Origin of the sequence: Shewanella amazonensis SB2B (assembly GCF_000015245.1) — a bacterium.
GTDB classification, from domain to species: Bacteria; Pseudomonadota; Gammaproteobacteria; order Enterobacterales; family Shewanellaceae; genus Shewanella; species Shewanella amazonensis.
In genome coordinates, this window is the sequence record NC_008700.1 from 3,925,319 (window position 1) to 3,949,788 (window position 24,470).

Annotated in this window: 22 protein-coding genes; 10 read left to right on the top strand and 12 right to left on the bottom strand. The window is 53.4% G+C overall.

Annotated features, from left to right (window positions below; translation table 11 throughout):
* Positions 1 to 180: 180 nt before the first annotated feature.
* Complete coding sequence (locus tag SAMA_RS17190) at positions 181 to 1,266, bottom strand: branched-chain amino acid aminotransferase (protein ID WP_011761406.1); 1,086 nt, start codon at positions 1,264 to 1,266, stop codon at positions 181 to 183.
* Between the two features lie 108 nt (positions 1,267 to 1,374).
* Between SAMA_RS17190 and SAMA_RS17195 the strand changes: the two genes are divergently transcribed.
* Positions 1,375 to 2,544, top strand: coding sequence for a CaiB/BaiF CoA transferase family protein (locus SAMA_RS17195; RefSeq protein ID WP_011761407.1), 1,170 nt, complete (start codon positions 1,375 to 1,377; stop codon positions 2,542 to 2,544).
* A 33-nt stretch (positions 2,545 to 2,577) separates the two neighbouring features.
* On the opposite strand, the gene SAMA_RS17200 is transcribed toward SAMA_RS17195, so the two are convergent.
* Entirely contained in the window at positions 2,578 to 3,402 is an 825-nt protein-coding gene (locus SAMA_RS17200) for a choice-of-anchor H family protein (protein WP_041409934.1), read from the bottom strand.
* A gap of 260 nt (positions 3,403 to 3,662) precedes the next feature.
* Between SAMA_RS17200 and SAMA_RS17205 the strand changes: the two genes are divergently transcribed.
* From SAMA_RS17205 to SAMA_RS17215, 3 genes are read left to right on the top strand one after another with little or no spacing between them, the layout of a single operon-like run.
* Entirely contained in the window at positions 3,663 to 3,965 is a 303-nt protein-coding gene (locus SAMA_RS17205; protein ID WP_011761409.1) for a PepSY domain-containing protein, read from the top strand.
* 2 nt (positions 3,966 to 3,967) lie between these two features.
* Positions 3,968 to 4,642, top strand: coding sequence for a response regulator transcription factor (locus tag SAMA_RS17210; RefSeq protein ID WP_011761410.1), 675 nt, complete (start codon positions 3,968 to 3,970; stop codon positions 4,640 to 4,642).
* The gene (locus SAMA_RS17215) at positions 4,642 to 6,042 is read left to right on the top strand and encodes an ATP-binding protein (protein ID WP_011761411.1); all 1,401 of its coding nucleotides are present in this window, start codon (positions 4,642 to 4,644) and stop codon (positions 6,040 to 6,042) included. Before SAMA_RS17210 ends, SAMA_RS17215 begins: the two co-directional genes overlap by 1 nt.
* A 537-nt stretch (positions 6,043 to 6,579) precedes the next feature.
* Here the strand turns inward: SAMA_RS17215 and SAMA_RS17220 are convergent.
* The 3 genes from SAMA_RS17220 to SAMA_RS17230 all read right to left on the bottom strand — a co-directional run bounded on the left by SAMA_RS17220 (position 6,580) and on the right by SAMA_RS17230 (position 11,672).
* The gene (locus SAMA_RS17220) at positions 6,580 to 7,227 is read right to left on the bottom strand and encodes a hypothetical protein (protein WP_011761412.1); all 648 of its coding nucleotides are present in this window, start codon (positions 7,225 to 7,227) and stop codon (positions 6,580 to 6,582) included.
* On the bottom strand, positions 7,224 to 9,212 hold the full coding sequence (locus SAMA_RS17225; RefSeq protein WP_011761413.1) for a DEAD/DEAH box helicase: 1,989 nt from the start codon (positions 9,210 to 9,212) through the stop codon (positions 7,224 to 7,226). The genes SAMA_RS17220 and SAMA_RS17225 overlap by 4 nt, the downstream gene beginning before the upstream one ends.
* A gap of 1,314 nt (positions 9,213 to 10,526) precedes the next feature.
* On the bottom strand, positions 10,527 to 11,672 hold the full coding sequence (locus SAMA_RS17230) for an MFS transporter (RefSeq protein WP_011761414.1): 1,146 nt from the start codon (positions 11,670 to 11,672) through the stop codon (positions 10,527 to 10,529).
* 99 nt (positions 11,673 to 11,771) lie between these two features.
* On the opposite strand from SAMA_RS17230, the gene SAMA_RS17235 reads away from it, so the two are divergent.
* Together SAMA_RS17235 and SAMA_RS19225 are read left to right on the top strand one after the other, a co-directional pair.
* Positions 11,772 to 12,539 carry an AraC family transcriptional regulator gene (locus SAMA_RS17235; protein ID WP_011761415.1) on the top strand — a complete coding sequence of 256 codons (768 nt, stop codon included), beginning with the start codon at positions 11,772 to 11,774 and terminating at the stop codon, positions 12,537 to 12,539.
* 355 nt (positions 12,540 to 12,894) lie between these two features.
* On the top strand, positions 12,895 to 13,974 hold the full coding sequence (locus SAMA_RS19225) for a GGDEF domain-containing protein (protein WP_049757943.1): 1,080 nt from the start codon (positions 12,895 to 12,897) through the stop codon (positions 13,972 to 13,974).
* 12 nt (positions 13,975 to 13,986) lie between these two features.
* Here the strand turns inward: SAMA_RS19225 and SAMA_RS17245 are convergent, their stop codons facing one another.
* Entirely contained in the window at positions 13,987 to 14,652 is a 666-nt protein-coding gene (locus SAMA_RS17245; protein WP_232280500.1) for an SIMPL domain-containing protein, read from the bottom strand.
* Between the two features lie 554 nt (positions 14,653 to 15,206).
* Here SAMA_RS17245 and SAMA_RS17250 point away from each other — a divergent pair.
* Both SAMA_RS17250 and SAMA_RS19230 read left to right on the top strand, forming a co-directional pair.
* Positions 15,207 to 16,658, top strand: a complete 1,452-nt coding sequence (locus tag SAMA_RS17250) for a DUF3300 domain-containing protein (protein WP_011761418.1) — start codon at positions 15,207 to 15,209, stop codon at positions 16,656 to 16,658.
* A gap of 160 nt (positions 16,659 to 16,818) precedes the next feature.
* Positions 16,819 to 17,454 (top strand): class I SAM-dependent DNA methyltransferase, encoded by a 636-nt coding sequence (locus SAMA_RS19230; RefSeq protein ID WP_011761419.1) that lies wholly within the window; start codon positions 16,819 to 16,821, stop codon positions 17,452 to 17,454.
* Between the two features lie 45 nt (positions 17,455 to 17,499).
* On the opposite strand, the gene SAMA_RS17260 is transcribed toward SAMA_RS19230, so the two are convergent.
* The 3 genes from SAMA_RS17260 to SAMA_RS17270 form a co-directional block, all read right to left on the bottom strand.
* Positions 17,500 to 19,044 (bottom strand): S8 family serine peptidase, encoded by a 1,545-nt coding sequence (locus SAMA_RS17260; protein WP_011761420.1) that lies wholly within the window; start codon positions 19,042 to 19,044, stop codon positions 17,500 to 17,502.
* Positions 19,045 to 19,226: 182 nt separating this feature from the next.
* Positions 19,227 to 20,576, bottom strand: a complete 1,350-nt coding sequence (locus SAMA_RS17265; RefSeq protein ID WP_011761421.1) for an esterase/lipase family protein — start codon at positions 20,574 to 20,576, stop codon at positions 19,227 to 19,229.
* A gap of 72 nt (positions 20,577 to 20,648) precedes the next feature.
* Positions 20,649 to 21,356 (bottom strand): DUF1223 domain-containing protein, encoded by a 708-nt coding sequence (locus tag SAMA_RS17270; RefSeq protein ID WP_232280562.1) that lies wholly within the window; start codon positions 21,354 to 21,356, stop codon positions 20,649 to 20,651.
* A 150-nt stretch (positions 21,357 to 21,506) separates the two neighbouring features.
* Between SAMA_RS17270 and SAMA_RS17275 the strand changes: the two genes are divergently transcribed.
* The gene (locus tag SAMA_RS17275) at positions 21,507 to 21,767 is read left to right on the top strand and encodes a Rho-binding antiterminator (protein ID WP_011761423.1); all 261 of its coding nucleotides are present in this window, start codon (positions 21,507 to 21,509) and stop codon (positions 21,765 to 21,767) included.
* A 2-nt stretch (positions 21,768 to 21,769) separates the two neighbouring features.
* Here SAMA_RS17275 and SAMA_RS17280 read toward each other — a convergent pair whose 3' ends face one another.
* Together SAMA_RS17280 and SAMA_RS17285 are read right to left on the bottom strand one after the other, a co-directional pair.
* Positions 21,770 to 22,123: a RidA family protein gene (locus SAMA_RS17280; RefSeq protein WP_011761424.1), complete on the bottom strand. Its 354-nt coding sequence runs from the start codon at positions 22,121 to 22,123 to the stop codon at positions 21,770 to 21,772.
* A gap of 51 nt (positions 22,124 to 22,174) precedes the next feature.
* A complete protein-coding gene (locus SAMA_RS17285; protein ID WP_011761425.1) occupies positions 22,175 to 23,701 on the bottom strand; it encodes a Na+/H+ antiporter NhaC family protein in 1,527 nt (508 codons plus the stop codon).
* A 172-nt stretch (positions 23,702 to 23,873) separates the two neighbouring features.
* Here SAMA_RS17285 and SAMA_RS17290 point away from each other — a divergent pair, with 172 nt between their 5' ends.
* Entirely contained in the window at positions 23,874 to 24,077 is a 204-nt protein-coding gene (locus tag SAMA_RS17290; protein WP_011761426.1) for a cell division protein ZapB, read from the top strand.
* Between the two features lie 4 nt (positions 24,078 to 24,081).
* Here SAMA_RS17290 and SAMA_RS17295 read toward each other — a convergent pair whose 3' ends face one another.
* Positions 24,082 to 24,294 (bottom strand): DUF1107 domain-containing protein, encoded by a 213-nt coding sequence (locus SAMA_RS17295; protein ID WP_041409936.1) that lies wholly within the window; start codon positions 24,292 to 24,294, stop codon positions 24,082 to 24,084.
* Positions 24,295 to 24,470: the final 176 nt, after the last annotated feature.

Sequence of the window (24,470 nt, forward strand, 5' to 3'; positions counted from 1 at the left end):
ATAAGAAGTTGGCTCGCATAACAACTTGGCCAGCATAAGAAGCAGGCTGGCATGAAAAAAGGCTCCCTGGGGAGCCTTTTTGCTGTTCTGGCTTTGCTGTGTGGGCTTCGCCTTGCTGGCTTTACTTTGTGGGCTTCGCTTGCGGGCGAAGTGCCCAGCCAGCAACGGTGGCGCTTATTATTAACTGCGGCGCTCGACCTTGCGTACCCAGCCTTCAGGCGCAGGGCGCAGGCCCTTTTGCATCTCGGTATACACCTTGTAGATGTGGCTGATGCGCTCACCCACCTTGCCATCACCCACGGTGACGATACGGCCATCTTCAAAGATGTAAGAGCCAACCGGCGATACCACAGCGGCAGTACCAAAACCACCGGCCTCTACGATTTCACCGGCTTCGATATCGGCAATAAAATCGCTGAGTTTTACTGTCTCCTGACGCACTTCGCAGCCGAGCTCTTCACCCAGCGCCAGAATCGACTCAGAGGTAATGGAGCGCAAAATGGTATCGGTAAACTCAGGAATAATCAGGGTGCCGTCTTTACGGATATGGAAGTGGTTCATGGCGCCCACTTCTTCAATGTACTGGTTGGTTGAGTCCAGATACAGCACCTGGGCTGCGCCATGCTCGGCGGCAGCCTTACCGGCACGCAAGGATGCGGCATAGTTACCGGCGGCCTTGGAAGCCCCTGTGCCACCGGACACAGCCCGGTGGAACTGAGTGGTGATCAACAGGCGAATGGCATTGAGGTTTTTGCCATAGTAGGCACCGCTTGGGCTCAATACCACACAGAAGGTGTACTGGTTCGCCGGGCTCACCGACAGGCGGTCTTCAGTGGCAAATACAAAGGGGCGGATATAAAGACAGGCGCCTTCCTGACGTGGAAACCACAGACGGTCCACATCAATCAGGGCGTTGATGGCCTCAAGTTGCACGGCTTCCGGAATATTCGGGATACAGACAATGTCGGCCGAGCGATTGAGACGCTGGGCGTTTTTGTCCAGACGGAAGGTGTAAATTTCACCGTCGTCATGCATAAAGGCTTTGGCGCCTTCAAAGATAGACTGGCCATAATGCAGCGCCATGGCGCCGGGCATCATTTCGAAGGGGCCGTAGGGCAAAATACGGGCGTTCTGCCACTGGCCATCCTTGTAGTCCATCATAAACATATGGTCGGTTCTAAGCTTGCCGAATCCCACGTCTCCCTGAGGTTCAAAGGGCTCAGTGCGGCGCTCCGATGCGGGTTTTAAATTGTACTTTATATCCATTGCATACCACCTTGATGACTGACCTTGCAGACTAGGGAGCAGCAGGGATAAAGTCAATAGCGGCGCAAATTCCAACAAAAAGATGCTGTAAACCGTTAAGGAAACTCCATGAAACAACCGCTCAAAGGCCTGCGGGTATTGGATCTCTCCCGGGTGCTGGCCGGTCCCTGGTGCAGCCAGTTACTGGCCGATATGGGTGCCGAGGTTATCAAGATTGAACATCCGGACGGTGGCGACGATACCCGCCACTGGGGCCCGCCCTATGCAGGGGGCCACACACAGGGGGATGCCGCCTACTTCCTTGCCGCCAACCGGGGCAAAAAATCCCTGCTGCTGGATTTGAAAAATCCTCATGATGTGGCACAAATTCAAAAGCTTGCCCGCCACAGCGACATACTGCTGGAAAACTTCAAAGTGGGTGGGCTGGCAAAATACGGCCTGGATTATGGCAGCCTCAAGGCCATGAACCCCCAACTGGTGTATTGCTCAATCACCGGCTTTGGCCAGAGCGGCCCGGACGCACCCCGCGCAGGCTACGACTTTATGATCCAGGCCATGGGTGGCCTGATGAGCCTCACCGGCGCGGCTGATGATGGCGGCGAGCCCATGAAAACCGGCGTTGCCATTACCGACCTCTTTACCGGGCTTTATGCCGCCAATGCCATTCTGGCGGCCATAGTGGCGCGCCAGTCCACGGGCCTTGGCTGCCATATCGATATGGCGCTGTTCGATGTACAGCTCGCCATGCTGGCCAATCAGGCGCAAAACTTCCTCGCCAGCGGCCAAAATCCACCCCGGCTTGGCAATGCCCACCCTAATATCGTGCCCTATCAGGCCTTTGCCTGCGCCGATGGCCACCTGATTTTGGCCGTGGGCAACGATGGCCAGTTTGCCCGTTTCTGCGAGCTGGCAGGATTGCACGAACTGCCCCATGACAGCCGCTTTGCCACCAATGCCGGGCGGGTAAGGCACCGCGAAACCCTGTTGCCACTGATAAAGGCCGCCATGCTGACCAAATCCAAGGGCGAGTGGCTGGCGCTTTTGAACGATGCCGGGGTGCCCGCCGGGCCCATCAATACTGTGTCTGAAGCCCTTGATGAGCCCCAGGCCCAACACCGGCAAATGCAAATCGAGCGGGACTTTAACGGCGAAAGGCTGCCCTTTGTAGGCAGCCCGGTGAAAATGGATGGAGAGGCGCTCAATTCGCCCCTGCCGCCGCCACGACTTGGGGAGCATCAGCAGGAGCTGCTGGCCTGGCTCGATGGGCTTGAGTCGTAACGAGCTCACGGTCTACGGTTTACGGTTTACGGTCTATTTCCGCTCGCGGCGGCGCAGGCAGGCACCCAATGCCAGCAGCGCCAGCGCACCTGCGCCCAGGCTGCCACCGCCTTCCACATCGATCACCACCTCTTCTGTGTCATAGTTGGCGCTCTCCAGCGGCAGGGCATACAAATCATTGGTATCGTCCGAGCTGATGGTGGCCACTATGTCGCTGTAGCCCACTTCATAGAGGTCAATCAGCACGTCGTAATGGTCGGTGCCGTAGCCCTGGGCCAGGGTGGTCAGCACTTCATAGTCATCCAGCTCATTGGCGCCACGGATATAAAAGGTCTCGGTGGTGAAGTATCGCACCCAGTCGCCGCCGTTGCGGCTCAGGTACAGCTCGGCATACACGGGCACCGATTCGTCAGGGTAGTTGGAATACACATCCGCATCGAAGGTCACCGAAAAGCTGCGATGGAAGCCATCGTAGTCGCGGTCTTCAAACAGGCGGGCAAAGGCATTGTAAAAGCTGAACTCATGATACACGCCGTAGCTTTGCTGACGGCTGCGCTGCAGTTTGGCGCTGGTTTCTTTCTGCGCCGCCACCTGTTCGCGGGTCTTGGGCTCGGCGGCCACGGCCTGAATTTGCTGCACTCTGGCCTTGAGTTCACTGGCCATGGCGTCGTCCACATAGCGGCTGCTGTCTGGCTTGTCACTGAGCTGAGTGCCCACCGCCGACACCATGGGCGCACCTATGGGGCTGCCGGTCAGGGTGTCCGCCGAGGCATAAGCAGCGCTGCCCGCCAGCATCATGGCTGCCATGAGGGTTTTGATACTCAGGGAAGAAAGTGTGCCTTGGAATGGAGTCTTCATAGTCGCGTCCTCATACTGACTTGTTGAAGCCATTAAATCCCCCCCGCCATGAACGCTTCCTGAACGCGGTTTTTTAGCACTTTCAGCCAATGTTCAGCCGTTAACCGCTATCAATAGGTCAATGGATTTCCAGAGACGCCCCCGGATGGAGCGACAGCCGTCCTGCTACAGGCTTACTGCGAGTTAAGTTGCTGTTCGTACTTTCCTTTACCGCAGGGGATCTTTTACACTGGCACCATTGATACGCAGAGAGAAAAGACATGACACACCGGTTTTTGCTGACACTCTTGTTTGGCGCCTGTCTGCACCTGGCAACGCCCATACCTGTCCTGGCCAAGGCCTATGCCCAGATGAACAATCAGGGACAGCAGCAGTCGCTCAAAGTCACCAGTGGCGATCAGGCCGCCGGTATGGCCGCCAGCCGCTATCCCGGGCGGGTGCTCAAGGTCAGCCGCAGCCAGGTGGGTGGCAACCCCGGCTACCGGGTCAAGATGGTCAGCGACGACGGTAAAGTCTTTTACGTATCTGTGGATGCCCGTACCGGACGGGTTGGGAGAGACTGACAATGCGCCTGTTACTGGTTGAAGACGATGCGGCCCTGGCCGCCAATTTGGGGGATCACCTCAGAGAAAACCTCTACAGCGTGGATGTGGCCGCCGACGGCGAGCTGGGGCTGTTTCAGGGGCTGGAGTACGACTACGACGCCGCCATTATCGACGTAGGCCTGCCCAAGCTCGATGGCATCAGTCTGGTCACCAAGCTCAGGGCCGAAGGCCGTGAGTTCCCCATTCTTATCCTCACCGCCCGGGACAGCTGGGAAGACAAGGTCGAAGGCCTGGATGCCGGTGCCGACGACTACCTCACCAAGCCGTTCCATCCCCGGGAACTGGCCTCGCGCTTAAAGGCACTGATTCGCCGCAGCGCCGGTAAGGCCAGCCCCGTTATCGAAAACGGCCCTGTTACCCTCAATACCGCCAGCGGCGAAGTATTGCTTAACGGCGAGCGGGTCAGCCTGTCGGCTTCCGAGTTCCGGCTGCTGCAATTTTTGATGATGCACCGGGGCGAGGTGCAATCCAAAACCATGCTCACCGAGCATATTTACGATCAGGACTTCGACCTCGACTCCAACGTGATTGAAGTCTTTATCCGCCGGTTGCGTAAAAAGCTCGACCCGGACAACGAGCTCGGGCTGATTGAAACCCTGCGCGGCCAGGGCTACCGGCTGAACCTGCTGACCTGATGTCACACTCAGCCTCTACGCCCAAGCCAGTGCCTGCAGCCGCACCGGCCCACAAGCAGGCGGCGGCCTTTATCGATCGCCTATCCCTGAAAACACGCCTCTTCGTCAGTGCCGCCATACTGGTGGCATTGCTGCTGCCCGCCCTTGGCATTGCCCTGTTTCAGGCGTTTGAACGTCAGGCACTGGCAGGCAGCCGTGACGAGCTCGGCGCCCTGATTTACTCGGTGCTGGCACAAACCGACGTGATAGACGGCAAGCTGGAAATGCCGCCCTTCCTCAATGAACCCCAGTTCAATGTCGATGGCTCCGGCCTCTATGCCGAGGTGCGCTCAGGCGCAGGCGAAGTGCTGTGGCGCTCAGGCTCCCTCATTGGCCATGGCGCCATCCCGGCACTGCCAAGCCCCGCCCCCGGCGCCGATGCCAAGGTGTTTGGCGAAACCCTGCTTAACGACGAGCCGCTGTTTGTGATGAGCTTTACCGCCGTCTACGAGAGCAAGGGCGTGGACGTGCCCCTGAGTATCCATATTCTTAAATCCCAGCAGCGTTACCGCGAAGCCCTCACCGAATTTGAGTCCAGCCTGTGGCGTTATCTGCTGCTGGCACTGGCGCTGCTCGCCGTGGTGCTGGGCCTGTGGCTGCGCTGGACTCTAAAGCCGCTGTCACGCTTCGAGGCGGAACTCAAAGCGGTGGAGCACGGCGACAAAGAACGCATAGACACCGATTATCCCACCGAGCTTGGGCCGCTGGTGCATCAGCTCAACTCCCTGTTAACCACAGAGCAAAACCAGCGTAAACGCTACCGCAATGCCCTGTCGGATCTGGCCCACAGCTTAAAAACCCCGCTGGCGGTGCTGCAAAGCCACCCGGGGCTGGACGATGCCGTGATGGAGCAGGTGGACAACATCAGCCACAGCATCAGCCATCAGCTTAAACGGGCCCAGAGCGCCGGCGCCGCCTCCTGGCACCAGGGGGTGGAAATCCTGCCCCAGGCAGAGCGGTTAACGCGCACCTTAAGCAAAATCCATGGCGATAAGGGCATCGACTTCGAGCTTAAACTCGCGGCCGAACTGGTGTTTAAGGGCGATAAAGGGGATTTGACTGAGCTTCTGGGCAATCTTTTGGATAACGCCTGCAAGGCCGCCCGCTCTCGGGTGTGCTTAAGCGCCGCCAAGCAGGATGGCAGGCTGCGGCTTATCGTCGAGGATGATGGCCCCGGGGTGGATGAGTCGATGCGGGATAAGATTTTTGAGCGCGGCATTCGTGCCGATACCTACGACAAAGGCCATGGGATAGGCCTTGCGATAGTGCAGGATCTTACCGATGCCTATCAGGGACGCTTGCTGCTTGGCCGCAGTGATTTGCTCGGCGGCGCGCGGTTTGAGGTGTCTTTCCCCCAGTAACTTGTTTTCGCCTGACTTGGCGATGGGAAGTTTTTTGAAGTCGCTTTGCAAGCGACGCAAATCGAAGCCTTCCAGGCTTCACCGGGGCAAAGGGCTTTGCTCGTCCAAAGCCCCTTGCAACCCAAAAGACGCCCCCAACAGTGCCGAAATCCCCTCGGGTTTATGGAGTTGGTCTTGCTACTGGTTCGGACTCACATCCTTGTTCGACCGAACCAGCCTCGACATCCCAGTCTCGGCTACGCGCCCAATTCCAACACCCTCAGCGGCACCGAAGCGGAATTAAGGTGCGGTGCAATCTGCAAGTGAAGTTTTATTGCTGTTCTGACTTTTCGTCAGGGGCACCTCGCAAGTGCATTAAGCGCATGGCCAAGCCCGAGCACTTTGTCAAAACATCAGCTCAGAGCAACACCATTTAAGTCAGTCATCAGCAAACGCGCAGACAGGATGACAGACAAGGCAGACATCGGATGGCTATCCGAGGGCAACACCTTGTGTTCAGTGGAGCGTCCATATATGTCTTAGTTATTCGCTCATATATCACCCGTTAGAGAGATATTTTTTCTCTCTTGAACCATCGATAAGCGCATATAAACAATCGGGATCAGCAATTCGATCCATTCCAATTTTAATTGATGAGCTATTTTTATAAAAAATATCAAAATGATACCTTGGATGAATTCTACCATTTTCGTTATCTTGATCATCATCAAAACGAAAATATCCATGATCATCAGTTAATAAAGAAGCAAAAACGTCAAAATAGCACATAGCTTCTTCGAGTTCTAATCTAAAATTTTCCATTATCGAGTATATAACATCTTCATGTGAGAAGCTGACTTCTTTTAAAGTGCTCGTAGCATTCCTCATAATAGAAATGAATCTACCATCGACTTCTTCACCTATGCTATCACAATTAAAATGTAATCTTTCATTATCAAAAATTACTTGAAATGGGATGGCCATTGAAAAATACCCATCATTCTTCTTAACTATTGCTCTTTTAAAATCTCCAGAAAAAATAACCAAATCAAAATCATTCGGATATTCCTCATCTATTATTGGAACAGAATTATTTACAATCTCTACAACTTTTAGCACATTAAGGAAATTATCACATGAATTTCTTACTGCACAAAATCCAGATATAAAATAATCAGGAACATCCCTATATACATAACAACTCATAACTTGACATTCCTTTCATATTCAAGCTGTAGAAGTGAATCTAAATAACCCTGATCATAGTCATCATCACCCGTAATCGTTGTAATTCTGTTTATTAATTTACCAACTAATCTTGGAGTTGCTTTTCTTTCCTTACACCAACTTCTCACATAATCTTCTATTGATAATTTATCCTCCCAAATAATCAAATCGTCTTGATTAGCGATCTCATCATCTGGTGGAATTCTAATATCCATATATCCATTTGTGTTTATACAGTCAAGTCCATCATTCAATACTTTTACAAGTTCAGCATTGTATAACTCATTTACAACTAAATGGCTTTCTAAAAAGGATCTAGCCATCATTGTGTAAAGCGCATTACGGAAAGTTCTTGTTCTATGAAGATCTAATGAAAAACAGATAACAAATGGAAACTCTAATCCTTTTGCATTATTAATATTTGAAATAAAAAATCTATCAGGATCGCTTCTTTTGGTTTCAAATGAAACATTTGCTTTCCAACCCAGTCTAGCTGCAACTAGGCTCTTTAATTGTGAGATAGCATCATAAATATACTTTTGTGAGTCTAAAAAAATTACTGCTATATCCCCTTCAGCTATCGTTTCATGCCGACCAATAATTTCTTGTATCACTTCGAAAATTGAAAGAGAAATTGACTCTCTGTTTCTAATAGTATGTATATAAGTAGAGCTAAAGTCATCAGGCATATCTTCAAATCTTCTTAATGGATCTCTATTTACAATAGCCCTATTATTTTTTTGCACTGTATAATTGTAGCCGCAAGCTTCCCACTCATGAGGCTTTAACCATCTTAATACTGGCTGTTCATATAAACCCATTCCTAAAGCATGGGAAAACATTAGGTTCCGAGGATCTGTCCGATAGCATTTTTTAAGAACTAAATCTGAACGAGCAACAGATGCATCAATTGGTCTAAATATATTCTGAAAGACATCACCTGCGACAAAAAGTTTCTTTTCAGTTACAAGATCGCATAAATCTATAAAACTCTCAGAGAAGTCTTGGCTTTCATCAATGAATACATAATCGAAAATGAATTCAAATTCTGATGAAGGAATTGACTTAATTTCTTCAATAGCTTTCTCACATAAATATTCAAAACTTCCTGCTTGCATATTACCAAAAGGTATGCCATAGCTATGACATATATATCTATACATTCCAGAATAAGGATCTCTTGAACTTCCCCATGCATGGAAGCAGAATAGTTTATTATCCCAATCAATTTGACGCTCAACTCTCATAAAGTCAAAAAAATCTGGAATTCTACTTTTCATTGATGATGCCAATATTTTATTGTAGCAAGTAAATGCTATACGAGCATCTTGTTCTGAAGAATATATTTCCTTTAACTTATGCAATAGTAATTCAGTTTTACCTGAACCAGCTAAACCTTGAATCACATATTTTTTCCCAGCATTGGATTTAAATACAAAACCAGTTTGATCCGTGTCAAACAAAACAATTTTTGACTTTACCAACTCTAAAAGACTTTCTGCTTCGATGTTAATTTTATCAACATCGTTAACACTACCTATAACCAAAGAGGTTAATAGATCTGAAACTCTTTTTTCTGATGGTTTTTCTAAACTTAAAGAAGCTAAATCCAACTCATCAGCTGTACAACAATCAAATAAATCGATCCAATGTTTTTTTCTTCCTATTTTTGTCCTATATTTAAATTTTTCAGACAAAAATGAAATATCATCAAAGAAGTCTTCAATATAATCATCAAATTTATCTTTATTATCGTCCAGATCAATAAAGCAAGGTCTAGAACCTGATGAAAATATTACTACAGCACATTCATAATCATATTCTGAATCGTCTTTAGATAACGGTTTAACTAAAACATATGTCTGCTTTCTTTGAGCTTCAGCATAATCCTCTATTTTTTCTTTGATGCCAGCTTTCTCGGCTAATTCTTGTGTCTCCGGTGCAAAAAAGCAGTAACCAGACATAATAAAACCCCTTATTTAAAAATAGTTTATTTTCTATCAGCTTTAGAAAGTGGCTTATCTAATTGATTTTGATTCGATCCAGAGCAATACACATTGCATTGCCAAATTTTAAATTTAAAATTTTTCTAAAAGTAATCTATTCACTTTTTCTAACTATTTTATTTCATTTGTTAGCTGTTCATTCTTCAATTGAGCATCTTTTAATGATGAAGGCAGAGTAGTAACAACAGCTTATCCAGTCGAGATAGCTTTTTTCTTATTTTCATATGCTAACTTTATTCGATTATGTCTCACCAATCTTTGCCTTGTTGTGGGCAATTTTAACTTATGCTCATACTTTTGACATAACTTATCCCAAGTGAAGGCTTCGTTAAGGTCCCATGCATCTATCAATTCTAAATAAAAAGTGAGGACACCCTCAACTCTTCCCGCCGACGCATTTGCCGAAGGTTACGTCGCTCCCGCTTGAAGCGGCCGCAGGGCATTGGTGTCCGTTGCGTGGCCGAGGTATGGATACCGAGGCAGCGTCAGTCGAATCAGGGATGAGCGTCTGACGCGATAGCGATAGGACACCAAATGCCCAAGGAGTCGTCCGCTTCGTTGCGGGTCGCAGGGGGATTGGACAAGGGGGCAAGTCGATACTGCCCCCTTTCCTCGGGTGTGGGGTGAAGCCCCACGATTTTCGCCAAACGAAGTTTGGCATTCCCACTAAACGCCCTGTGTTGGCGCTAAACACCCGAATTTCGGGTTGGCTACCGCACCGGCACTTGCAGCCTTAGCGCGTCCTGACCAACTGGCTTGGGTTAGAAGCTGTTTTTAAAAAATCCAACGAAAACAACAGCAAGTTAGCAGCTTGGGCGGTGGCAAATCTGGGCATAGGTCAAGTTTTGTGCAGTACCTTCTGTTTAATGCTGCTTAATGCTGCTTAATGACCTACGGGTGCCACAGGGCCTTGTGCGAACTTGGCCTTATGAGATGAGGGAGAGGCTGAAGGGTGAGCGGGCTTTTAGCTTAATTGGCGCTTGTGTCGCGAACGTGGCTGGCGCTGTCCCTGCTTTGCTGGCCTTGCCTGTGAAGGCGTGGCTGAGCGGTTCTTCCCTGATCTACATGGTGGTACCGTTTACCGTTTACCGTTTACCGTTTACCGCGTGCTTAATAACCACTGTAATTCATCATCTTAGGGTTAAAAAGTCTTGCCAGTAACAGATTTACCCAAGGTACAACAAAGGTTGATGGGGAGCAAGGCGCTGTAGCTGCTTTGGGCGCGGCACACTCAACGCCAGTTGGCTCCCGTTGATTATTGGCGTGGGCCAGTTAGCGGCGGTGGATAAGCGTAACGGCCCAGGCCGCGACGGCGCAGCCAAGCAGCACCCAGCCAAGGTGCTCTATTAACCCGGCCAGTGCCAGGCCAGCGCCGATAAGCAGGTAGTACATCAGGCCAAGCAGGGCACCGGCACTGCCTGCATACATCTTATAGTCACTCAGGGCCATACTCAGCACATTGGGGATAGCCACCCCGAATGCCATCACCACCAGGCACATAGGCAGCACAAACCAGACACTGCCCTGCAGCAGGCACAGGGAAACAGCGCCCAACAGCAGCAGGGTTGCCGCCCCGAGAAGCCGTCGCTGTAGACTGACCTCATTGGCAATCAGCCTGCTATTGAGATAACTGCCGACGCAGGAACCCAGCCCCAGCAGCAGGCCGCTGTAACCGAACACCTCCGGGGTCAACCCCAACCGGGCAAAGGCAAATCCGCCCAATTGGTAATAGCTGAACAAGCCGATGTTATAGATGGCGACCAGCAGCGCCGAGCGCCAGATGTGCCAATCTGCCAACATTCGCTTTGCCAGCGCCGATAACGGAAACGACTGATTCGTGCCCTGAGTCCGGGTAACAGTTTCGGGAAACGTCTCCGGTAAAAAACGCACACAGCAGCCAAGCAGTACCAGTGCCATGAATAACAGCAACGTAAACACCGCGCCATGGCCACCGAGCAGCACCAATTGGCCGCCGGTAAACATACCTATGACGGGACTCAGGGCGATGCCGAGCCCCATCAGGCTGAATACCTTGCCCAGCGCATCCCCATCAAAGCTGTCCCGCAGCATGGTTTGGGTCACAATGGAGCCAACGGCAATCCCAAAGGCGCTGCAGGCTCTGGCCAGCATGAGCACGGCGAAACTGTCGGTTTGCAATGCAACCAACGCCGAGATGCCATAGACACTCAGCCCCAACAACATGGTCGGCCGTCGGCCCCAGGCATCGGCCACTATGCCCCATACCGCGACCCCGAGGGCAAAGGCAATAAAGTAAATCGACAGAGTCTGTGATGCCTCGGTATCAGAGACAGCAAACGCCTGCGAAATCGACACCAATGCCGGGCTGTAAAGGGTTTCTACTATTTGTGGAAACATCAATAACAGCAGCATCAGCCACAAAGAAGGTTTAGTTTTCATCCAATCTGCCACCCTGACTTACGTTTGCGGGCAGTGTAGACTTAATTCACCACAGCCAATTATCAACATTCAGACCAAAAACATTTAAATAAGGACACAATGGCGATTTTGCAGCTGGGCATGGCCTTCGATGCCGACGCCTTCTCGGCCAGCGTCATCGGTATCGCGGCCGATGTAGGCTCACACGACTCGGGCGTTCATCGTCATGGCAAGGGGCAACTGCTTTATGCGCCCCAGGGCTGCATCACTTTTGCATGGGAAGATGCTATCGGTATCCTGCCGCCCACCAAGGCGGTGTGGATCCCGCCTCACACCCCCCATAGGGCGGTGATGACCAATGTAGTCGCCTACCGTTCACTTTATTTCGACTGCAGTCGCATCGTGGCCCCAGCAAGCGTCACCATGGTGGACGTCAACCCTCTGCTGAAGGCGCTGATAGATAAGATGGCGTTCTGGCCATGGGATACTCCCGAGGCCAGTATGACCCACAGCTGCGCCCTGTTTTGGGAAGAATTTTATGCCGCCAGGTGCCATTCGTTTCGGCTGACCATTCCGGTAGATCGCCGTTTTCATGGCTTTCGCCAGCAGCTGTTCAGGCCCGAATTCCTCCCCCCAGATATCGATTCTTTGGCAGCGACGATTGGTGCCAGCACCAAGACGGTTACCCGTTTGTTCAAAAGAGATACAGGCATGTCGTATCAGGAATGGCGCCAGCAGTGGCGCCTGCTCAAGGCCATCGAATTATTGTCCGGCGCCCTGCCGGTGAGCGAAGTTGGTTTTAGGTTGGGTTTCTCATCCGACAGCGCTTTTATTGCATTTTTCAGGAAACAAACCGGAAAAACACCAAGACATTTCATGCAGGGATAATCTGGACAGTAAGCAGACTGGCAGCCCTTGCTTTGTTGGCGCCGCTTGCTGCTGGCAAGGTGATTCAACGTGTAACCGCCATCGATTTCACCGGCGCGGGCTGAACAATGGCCGCCTGTGACCAGGGGATGGGGCTTAATGCACACTCTTGCGACAATTTCTTTCTTTGCCGGGTTTATGGTCGGGGCCGGGCGGCATGTCAGGCGGGGCGCTGAGTCCGGGCGGTTTGGATGCAACGGATGCCCCGGATTTTTGGGGTTAATAACCCTGGAAAGGCTTAAAAATCAGGCCTGAATATGCTGTCGACTACGACTATAATGGTGAGGATAAAAACCGGATATCCGAGCGGGGTCATTTGGAATACTCAGATAACTATCAGAAAACCTATGTAGAGGGCCTGTGGCAGTCATTGCTGTTACTGACTCTGGTGGGTTTGCCCCTCTCGGCCATGCGTGCCTTCGAGTTTCAGCAATTTGTTGAACCCTGTGTGCACCTGGTGCTGGCAATGATGGTGCTTGTGCTGAACCGCTATAAGGCGTCGTTCAAGCTCACACACCAGGTGCTGGTGGTGGCCTTTATCATGGCCCTGGTGGGGATAGTCGGCCTGACGCGTTATGGGCTCTTCAGTGCCGGGTTGATCTGGTTGCTGTTTTCCGCTTTGAGTATGACCTTTTTTTTCCCCCGCCTCGCACGCAAACTGATTATCGCCTTTGTTTGCACGGCACTGTTCTTCGCCCTGGCCCATTCCCGGCAGTGGTTTGACATCACCAGGACTGTCAGCCCGGAGAACGCCGCCAGAAGCATTGTGGTGTGGTTGTCGGTCATACTGCCATTTGCAATTTTGTTGTATTCCTTTTCCAAAGCCGTGGGTGATGCCTATAAAGAAATGCGCCAGGATAAGCTCAATCTTGGCATTAGAAACAAAGAATTACACAGCAAGGCCCACACGGACACCCTAACTGAGCTCCCCAACAGGGCCTTTTTTTACCAACAACTGTTACAGAAAACCCAGCAACCGGGGCTGGCAAACGCCGGCTTGGCGCTACTGTTTATCGACCTGGATGGATTTAAAGCGATTAACGACACCTGGGGGCACGAGGCAGGCGACACAGTACTGCGTATTACCGCCTGGCGCATGCAGCATCGGCTGCGCGACTCTGACATTATTTGCCGTCTTGGGGGTGATGAGTTTGTGCTGCTGTGTAACAACATTAGTTCAAAAGCGGCTTTGGCGAGTTTCGCCGAGCAAATCAATGTCACTGTGACTGCGTCTATCGATTTGCCCGAAACGCTGGTGAATTTGTCCTGCAGCATCGGCGGCGTATTGCTCCCCGAAGATGGCAGCGATATCGATGCCCTGCTTTCTCTGGCAGACAAGCGTATGTACAGGGCCAAAAAGGCCGGGAAAAACCAATACTGCTTAACGGACGAGTAACCCGGCAAGTGACTATTGGTTCACCTCGAGGTCAAATACCACACCGACAGAGGCCGAAAACACCATGTTTTCCTGCAGGTATTTTCCCGTAACACGGGGCTTTGCCAGTCTGGAACCTGTTACCTCTATGCGCTCTATGCCACTGTTGGCGCCATAGCGGCCATAACTGCCATCCTCGGCAGAGCCAATACTGTAGACGCTGCCAAGTGTTGCCCCAAACGCGCTGGCCAGCATACGCCCTTTTTCTGTTGCATTGGCAACGGCCAAAGCACTGGCCTCATTCTTGAGCTCGACTTCTTTTGACGATTTAAGCTCTACCCGATCTATTTCATCAATCTTCACACTGAGAGCGAAATCCATCAATGCATTAAGGTTATCCAGTTTATTCAGGGTTATCGTTAAATTGCGGCTGGCACGGTAACCATCCAGCACGCGCTTGTTGTTGTCGCCGTAGGAATAAACTGGTGCCGTGGCGATGCTGGATGCAGAGACATTTTTCTCATCCACCTTAAATTTGCCAAGGCCCGCCAGCAGCTTGTTGACTCTATCATCGACATCCGTCTTGGCCTCGGCACTGCTGCCTTTTAAGCTTTCAACTTCGAGGTGGATCACAGCAATATCCGGTGTGGCACTGATCTGCGCATTGCCGACCACAGCTATGTGGCGGTTGTTAGGCAAACTATTGTTTGCATGTGATAGAGCAGAAAAAGCCACCAATGCTAACAAACAGAAATACTTCATAAAACCTCCATGTAGACATCCCATCAATGTAACCTAATTCACCACTGCGACGATAGCACCCAGACCCGCTCAACGTGGCCGCAGGAACACCACCGAGATTGAAGCTAGCACCGTACTCATCCCCGTCCGACACTGCTGAGGGTGTTATTGAAAATGGCGTAGCGAGGCATGGATGCCGAAGCAGCGACAGTCGAATCAGGGATGAGCGTCTGTCGCGTTAGTCAATTTTCAATATAAGACCGAAGAGTTTTCAGTGTCGGTTGGGGCGCCCTTTGGAGTGCAGAGGGCTTTGGGCGCGCAAAGCCTTCTGCCCAGGTGAAGCCTGGAAGGCTTCGACCTTCCGTCGCTTGCAAAGCGACAAAACCCGCAGGGTTTTACAAAAAAAGTACATTCTGCACTCAGAATACACTCTTCAGCCTTCGTTCATCTTCGGCCATGTAGCCTGTAATCAAACTGGCATCATGCCCGTGTGAAACAATCAAGGAGGCCCTATGAACAGGTCTATCAGAATACAACTTGTGTCGGCCCTGATGTGTTTGCCCCTGTTTTCCGGCTGCACCTCGGTGGCCCAGGCTGAGCCGAGTGAATACAGCAGCAGTATCCGCGCCGAGCGCTTCAGCGAAGCTGAGCTGGCACGGCTGCTGGCACCCATTGCCCTTTACCCAGATACCCTGCTGACCCATATCCTGATTGCCTCCAGCTATCCGCTGGAAGTGGTGGAAGCCCAACGCTGGCGCGAGAAAAATCGCAAGCTTGGCGATAAGAAGCTGATGGATAAGGCCGAGAAGCAGGGCTGGGATCCCAGCGTCACCGCGCTGATTGCCTTCCCCAATGTGCTGGAGCGCATGAGTGATGACCTCAACTGGACACGGGATCTGGGGGATGCCTTCCTCGCCGATGAAGAGGCGGTGCTGGACAGCATACAGATGCTGCGCCGGGAGGCCGACCGCGCCGGTAATCTGGACGGCGGCGATAATCTGGTGGTGAAACGCCAGCCGACGCAAATCATTATCGAGTCGCCCAGCCCTGAAATCATCTATGTGCCTTACTACGACCCACGCGTGGTGTATGGTCACTGGCGCTGGAACCGCTATCCACCTGTGTACTGGGCGCCCTTCCCCGGCTATGTGAGCTACCATCGTCACTTTGGCTGGCATTCGGGTATCAGCATCTCCTTTAACTTTTACTTTTCCAATTTCCATTGGTACGACAGACACGTGATAGTGCATCACCATCATCACTATCGCCGCCCACCGGAGCCAAGGTACGCCATCAGCCAGGGCGCCCAGCGCTGGCGCCATGACCCGGGCCATCGCCACGGTGTGGCCTACCGCAGCGCCGATGTCCGTCAGCGCTTTAATGTGAGCACGCCCAGCCGGATTGAGCGCGACCACAGACGCCATGATGAGTACAGCCGCGTTGTGTCGCAGCAGCACAATCCACAGGTACGCTCACGTGAGCTCAGCCAAAGCCGCGAGCAGGAGTTCAAGGCCCGTATGAACAGCAGCGAACGCCGCTTTGAAAACAATGGCAACAGTTCCCGTGAACGGGACGTGGGCAATAGCTCCCGCGAGCGGGACATGGGCCATCAATCCCATGACCGTGAGTTGCGTCAGCAGCTGAACAGCCGTGAGCGGGCAGACAGCCGTGAGCGCATGGACAATCGTGAACGCATGGAGAGCCGTGAGCGCAGCCAGCCGCAACAGCGTGGATTCGAGCAGCGCGAACCGCAGCGCGAGCGCCAGCAGTTCCAGGAGCGTCAACGTGATGCTCAGCCAGCCCAGCCACGGGAGCAACAAGTCCAGCGTGAACGCCAGCGCGAGGCGCAGCACGATGCCCGCCAGCAACGTCAACAGCCCCGCGAGCATCAGCAGCCCCAGCGGGAACGCCCTCAGCCACAGCGCGAGCGTCACAACGACCATCCCCGCGAGCGCAACCTCTAACCGGGCCATATCCAATTGCCAGACCACTGAAAATATGCCAAAAACAAAGACCGGCCCTGCCGGTCTTTTTTTATTGCTTACGTTTTGCACTCAAGCCTTTAAGCACCATGCTGACAAAGGCAAAACCGCGAATGGAGCCGCATCAGCTAGGGAGCACATTATGTCAGGCCACATCAGCGCCGCCGAAACCGCGCAAACCGTTACCACCTTCGACAAACATGCCAGGGCCTACAAAGACGCCTTTGTGGCACTGCCAGCTTACCTCGCCACCTTCGATGTACTGGCCGATATGATGTGTTCTGGCCACACGCGCTTGTTGGATTTAGCCTGCGGCCCGGGTACCTTGAGCCTGCATCTCAAGTCACGTTTCCCCCACCTTGCCATCACGGGTACCGACTTATCGCCACGTATGCTGTCGCTGGCCAAAGCCGCGCTGCCCGATGGCGAGTTCCATTGTCTTGATCTTCGCGATACCTCACGGCTTGCGGGCGAGTTTGACGTAATTGCCTGTGCCTTTGGTTTGCCTTATCTCGATAGCCAAAGCGCCGCGCAGTTGTTACAGGACTGCGCCGCCAAACTGGCGAAGGGAGGCCTTATGTATCTGAGTTTTATCGAGTGCGACACCACTCCCCACAGCCAAACCAACAGCCACGGCGACAGCGTGTGGCGTCAGGGCCACACTGCCGAGGGCATAGACTCGCAACTGAGTGCGCAGGGACTTAAGCCGCTGTGGCAGCATCACACAGTAACCCGCGGCGAAACCGAGCACTTTGTAATCGCCATTAAAGGCGAATAAAAAAAGCCGGTCGGTGACCGGCATTTTTAACTCTAAGGCTAAGGCTTACTTACAGTTACGGCCCTTACAGGTACCGCCTGTATTGCCGCCGCCGCTGCTCTGACCGTCGCAGCCATAGGTGGTCAGGTAATCCACGGCGTCTTTGGCTTTCACCAGACCATAACCGTAGGAATCATCACGACCGGCTACGCCCAGATCTTCGGCAGTGGCACGCAGCGCCGCACGGATTTGGGTGTTGGAACACTGAGGGAAATGGCTCCATACCAGCGCAGCCACACCGGCTACGTGTGGGGTGGCCATGGAGGTGCCGTCGAAGTAGGCATAGTTACCGGCGCCGATGCTGACGCTGGCGTTGCTGCCCACCTGAGCCAGCATGGCCGCGCCGTCTACGTCACTCACACCCACAGATGGGATAGAGGTGGCCACGCCGCCCATGGTGCCGTTCAGGGCACCGGATACGTTGTTGTAGATGATGGCCGCAACACCGCCGCCGTTTTCACAGGCCTGCACCTTCTCGGCGAAGGAGATCACGCCGCGCTGGATAAGGCACACCTGACCATTGGCGTTACAGGCTGTCTCGCCGGTACCGCAGTCGGCCAACATGCCAGAGGCATCGCCAGTGGGTGAACCTTCCATGCCTATGGCTTCATAACCTGTGCCAGCCACTGTGGTGCTGGCAACCAGAGCCGTGCCGGTTGGCACAGAAGAGAGCACGCCTACGCCAGGACCAGAGAGTTCAACCTGGCTGGTCTTTTGGGAGAAGTCGGCAACCACCTTGTTGCTGTCGATGGCAGCAACAGATACCACAGAGTTGTAAGAGGCTGGGTAAGAGTGACGGGTGTTGCCATCGTTACCGGCAGCAGCGATAGACAGTACGCCACGGCTTTCAGCGGCGGCAAAGGCCGAGTCTTCGGTGCGGCTTGAACGGCTGCCACCCAGGCTCATGTTGATTACCTTGGCACCGGCCTGCTCACACTTGTTCAGCGCCGACACCAGAGAAGAAGAGTAGCCCCAACCATCGGCATTGAATACCTTGATGATGTGCAGGTTGAGGTTGCCGTTGGGGTTGACACCCACCACGCCTGTGTTGTTGTTCAGGGCGGCGATGGTACCTGCCACGTGGGTACCGTGGTGATTTTCGTCGGTGAACCAGTTGCCGGTGCCGGCATCGTTGGTGCCTGTTACCTGGTTACCGGCCAGATCTTCGTGGGCCAGCTCATAACCAGAGTCGATGATACACACTGTGGTGTTGGAGGTGGCGGCGTCGCTCAGCAGATCGGCCTGCACCATGGGGATACCGTAAGGCACAACCTGACCCAGAGGATAGCGCTTGGCATCCACTTCAACGTATTCCACGTTGGGATTGTTTTCGAGGCCTTTCAGGGCCTTGGCTGGCAGGGTAAAGGCAGCGGCATTGTGGCTGCTCAGATCCAGCGCCATCTTGCCACCCTGAGACTTCAGCTGAGCCATCACGCTCGGGCCCTTGCCTTCTTTAAACTTAACGATATAGCGCTCTTGTTCGGCAGCATAAGCGCCAGAACAAAGCGCCAGAGTCACAGCCGCGGCCAGTGGTTTGTAAATGGATTGCATTGCTTACTCCTGTGCATATTCAAAGCGGTCATCTGATGGAACAGTCAAACGCCATACAGACCTTGTTATTATTTTTTATTACATTTGTAACACTTTTGTATCACAAAGGCCTGTTATACGCACAATCCATGGCAAACACAAGCGGTCGCCGACAAAGATATCGTTAAAGCGCTTACATCAGGTTAAACCTCTGCCAGCTGTCTGAAGTCCCCCTGTTCATTTGCACCGGTCAGGCTGAATACATGGGGATGAAGATGCCGTGTCAGGTGCACATCCAACATCAGGGTCTGGTCGGCCACAAGGTAGTCGGCAAGGTGTCCGGCGCAGCGAAACTCCACTTGCCGATAGTGAGCAAGCCCCCTGTCCGGGCGGGGAATAATGCGAAAACCCCAGCAGCCTTGGGCGGTTTTCAGCATGCGGTCATGGTTCAGGTAGAGGGTCAGGGCATTGCCACTGCGCTGATTTTTTTGTCTGTCCTGAAAAAAGCCTTTAGGCAGCTTACCGGGGTCGTAGTCAGGCCCTGCCAGCAGCAAAAAATCGAAGTCGCGGATGGGCTCACCTTCGTTGTCCCACAGCCGCACCACCAGTTGGGTAAAGCGCGGGCCGGTTCTGGGGCGGCTGTCAGCCATTTTCTGGCAAAGGGCGCTGTAATCCCCGGCCGACCCCACCTGCAAACATTGCAGGATACGGCTGACCACAGGTTTGGGCTTTGGCGAGCGACCATTGACCGAGGTCATGATCCCAAGCTTGTTGCCGCTGTGGCTGGCCCTTGGCAGCACTTCAAAGCCACAGGCGGGCGCCATGACATCGGCCGTGATGGACAGCTCAGCCCGGCCGGTATCGTCCAGGGTTGGGGTTTCGGCAAGTTCAAGGCTGCGATAGTTGAGATTGGCGCCGGCGAGGCGAACGACACCATCGCTGCCCGGCTCGGCAGTGTAACTGTTGAGGAAGTCATAGAGGTTACTGTCGATGGTTTCGCCACTTATCACAAAGGGATACAGACCATCGGCCACGGGGTTCTGGCTGAGCCAGTAGCGGCTCAGTTGATGTTGCCCCTGGCTGCCCAGCTCCAGCCAGTCGAGGATTTGCTGCCCCGGCTCTACCCCATCAAACCAGGATTTGAGCCGCCCAAGGCGGGATTTACCCAGCTGCGCCAGTGCCGAGCCATGGTTGGCGGGGGCAAGCATAATCAGGTGGCTCAGCGGACATTGGTTCAGTGCCTTTTGCCCCTGCTCGCCCTGAGGCAATGCAGCATAGTAGCGGGCAAGCCAGGTGCGGATAACCGGCGCGCCGGTGGAATGGGTCACTACGGCAAAGCGTTCATCCTGCAAACGCTCCTGCCTCGCGCGCTCGAACGCATCCGCCACATCCGTAATGCGCACCTCGTCATTGAAGCTGATATAGCGGCCCAGAAAGATGTGCTCGATATCCAGCGCCAGCGATTCAGGGGCAAAGCGAGCCAGCGCCTCAGGCAAGCCCCCATACACCCGGGTATCTGTGACGCTCCAGCCATGCACCATCACCAGTTTCACTCTGGCATCCTCCCTGAAAAAGCCAATCAATTGAATGCCATAAAAGAACACAAACCGCAGGCACTGACAAGCTCAAGGCAGTATCCAATCCCCAAGGGCCTGCAGCGGCAGCGACTTGTCTTCCACCCAGACAACCAGCGCAAGGCGGCTCGCCTGCTGCCATTCAGGCCGGGATATCAGCTCAAATGCCTCCGTGAAATGGACGCCTGAGTCAGCGGCTGTGCCCTTGAATTGCCAGTGTTGCAGCACCACAAAGTCCTGTGTGAGCCGCTTATCACGATTTTCTCCACGGGCGATTGCGCTGACCAGCCCCATACCAACCACCGCCAGATGCAGGGTATCGGCCTGCCCGTTAAAGCGTGCCTGCAGCCGCTGTCCATCAAGCTTTACCCAGAACGGCCCCGCCCCGGTTGATGACACCTCACCGCCGCGCCATTCCCACCCGCCAATAAAGATTTGCGGTGTGTACACCCCATTACTGTGTTTACGATTCCAGTGGGCATATTGGCGCTTGCCGTGGGCAGGGTCAGCGAAGGGGTCTTTCCAGCCAAGGTAATCCCAGTAACTGACATGAAAGGCCAGCGGAAAGAGACTGCGCCACAGCCCGGTCTCATTCGCCAGACCGGACAACCAGGCCTCGGCCGGTGGGCAACTACTGCAGCCCTGTGAGGTGTAGAGTTCAATGATGTTGGGCTCAGTGCCCTGGCTTTTCGCTTCAAACTCAAAGGCCGCTATCGGCGCAGCAACAGGCAAGATCAGCAGCAGGCCAAATAGGAACATGGCTTTCAAGGTGAACACTCCAACGTCAGCGGATATGGAGTAAGACCTTGCCGCCCCGCAGCGGATTTCAGCGGCTGACTTGAAAAATACGTTTAACTCACTAAGGTTAAATCGACGCCGTCTGCCACCAGATGCTATTCATGGAGTTTTATGCAAGATTATCAACGTATTGCCTGCGACCGCTATGATGTGCTGGAACTGGCCTGTATCCGCAGGTATCCGCTGCTGCTGGAGCTCAAAGATGAGGGGCGCATTCACGGGCGGGCGGTGACCACAGAGACCCGCGCCGACAAGAGCGAGTGGCTGCTGATAGAAACCGCCACTTCCCACAGGGCCATCAGACTCGACCGCATCATCGCCATCACCCCGGATATCGAGGGCGCCGAGTTCGGTCGGGTACTGATAGGTTAACTTCAGGCCTTCTGGGCCGCGACCACAGAAATTTCTACCAGATACTCGGGCTCGGCGATGGCGGCTTCCACACAGGCCCTTGCCGGGGCATGCCCTTTGGGTACCCAGGCATCCCACACTTCATTCATGGCATCGTAGTCGGCCATATTTTTCAGATAGATGGTGCAGCTCAGCAGATGCTCACGGCTGCTGCCCGCCTGGCTCAGCAGGGTGTCCACTTCTTCCAGCATGGTTTGGGTCTGGGTGCGGATGTCGGTCAGCTTGTCTTTGGCCACCTGACCACAGAGGTACACTGTGCCCTGATGTATCACAATGCTGCTCATGCGAGCGCCTGTATCCATTCGAATGATGCTCATGGGGTTCTCCATCGTAAAAGACGGGATTGTAGCCGCACATCCCGGCGCTGGCTAAGCCTGTCCATCCTGCTTGAGTAAATTTCCACTGCTTTGCTTAAGCTGCCAAAGCAACAGCAGCCCAATTCCCACCATCAGCGTCATTGCCCAGGCCAGCCACCAGGACGCCCCCAGATTAAGCAGCTGAAAGCCACACAAGGCCGCGATGGCCGCTATCAGGGCAAAGGGCAACTGGGTGGTCACGTGCTCATGTACGGCCGCACCACTGGCGGTGGCACTGAGAATACTGGTGTCGGATATCGGCGAGCAGTGGTCACCAAACACAGAGCCTGCCATCACCGCGGCCAGCGCAGGTAACAAAAGCTCAGGGGCCATGCCCTGCGCCACCTGAGCACAGAGGGGGATCATGATGGCAAAGGTGCCCCAACTGGTGCCGGTGGCAAAGGCCATAATGGCGCAGAGGGCAAAGATGCCGGCAAGCAGCAGACTGGGTGACAAGAGATCATTGGCGAGGGCCGAAATGCGCGCGGCGCTGCCCAGATCTTTGATAAGAGCGCCTATCATCCAGGTAAGCAGCAAAATGCCCACCGCCAGCGCCATGGACCTGAGCCCCACCAACATATCTATCATCAGTGGATGCAGCCCGCGCCCACACCAAAGCGCCATCAAGGCCGCCAGCACCACTGCCGTCAAACTGGCATTGCGCATGGCAGCACCTACATCCGCAGCTGCCAGCCAGGCAGCCATGCCCGGCTCCTTGGCCAGTGTGACGCCTGAGGCCAGGGTGAACGCCAAGGCCCCAACCAGCAACCCCAGCAGGGGCAGCATCAGTGGCCAGGGAGAAGGGGTTTTCGGCCGCTGTGCTTGTTGATGGGCATTATCAACACCAGCAGCCTGCTCTGTAGCATCCACGGCATGCTCAGACCACCCCCAGTTAAAGAGGCTGCCCAGCCCCACCAGTACCAGGGCCGATACCGCATAAAAATTAACAGAGGCGATGGCGATAAAGGCGTCCAGCGCCGAGACAGGCAAAAAGCTGATAGCGGCCAAAAGCGCCATCACATAGGGGCCCCAGCTGGCCACGGGCACCAGTGAGCATAAGGGAGACGCAGTGGTGTCGACCATGTAGGAGAGCTGCGCCGGTGACATGCCATATTGGCGCGCAATAGGGCGCCCGACACTGCCCACGGCCAAACAGCTGAAGATACCGTCGATAAACACCAGAAAACCCAGGCCAATGATACCCATTCTGGCCTGACGGCGACTGTGCACCCGTGCCGACAGCCAGTGGCCAAACTCGTCCACGGCGCCGCTTCGGCCCAGCAAACTGGTCATTATCCCCAGCAGCAACATGGCAAAGAGCACGTTGAGATGCCACCACTGCCATTGGCTCTGCTGATAAAACTGCGACGTCAGGGTATTAAGTAGGTATTTAAGGCTGGTTACCGGTGAAAAATCATTCAGAATCAACGCGCCCAGCACAACGCCTGCGCCAAGTGCAATAAGTGTGCGCCTGAGCAGCAAAGCCAGCACCAGGGTTAGTATCAGAGGAATAAGTTCCAGCAAGTCAGTCACATCCATTCGCAGCGTCTGTCGGATAGTGTCAGCATAACTGCCGCGGGGAATATGGCAAAGAGGAGAACCGGCTGAAAACGGATGTCAGAAAGCGTGAAAATGCTTATTAGCGCTAGGTCCGGCGCCATGAGCCTGCTAGAATCTGGGCTCCATCCAGAACCTTTACAGGACCTTTCCCATGAGCCTCGAATTATTGTCCCAACTGGAAACCAAAATCCAGACCGCCCTGGAAACCATTGAGCTGTTGAAACTTGAACTCGACGAAGAGAAAGAGAAAGCGGCCAACCTGGCGGAGCAAAACCATCAGCTTAAGCAGGAGCTGAGCTCCTGGAATGACAAGATCACTGGTCTTGTTGGTTTGCTGAGCAACCAGGTTGACTGATCTATCAGGCCGTTTTGACCTCTTGATTTTGAGCTTCTATTAGCTCATTCAATTCCAGAATCGCCTGCTTAACCTGAGGCAGGCTCTTTCTGGGCAGTAAAAATCTTCCCTTTTCAAACTCCAGCCTTCCCAGGTCCTTAACCCAGATTGCGCCCGTCAAAAAAATCCGTACGTGTTTGACGATGAGCTTGGGAGCATACACAGGAAAAACCCTCACAAGACCCTCCTTTATTGTTTTATTTTTAATGAACACATCAATTGGACACCAGTTTTAGCAGCCGAGTTTCATCCGGTACAACAGAAATTTCCAATTTCCCCATTCACCTTACGTAAGCTGCTGATTTACCTCTTGGCCGAACGGATACTTTTTTATCACGTCAATTCTCTGGCGCT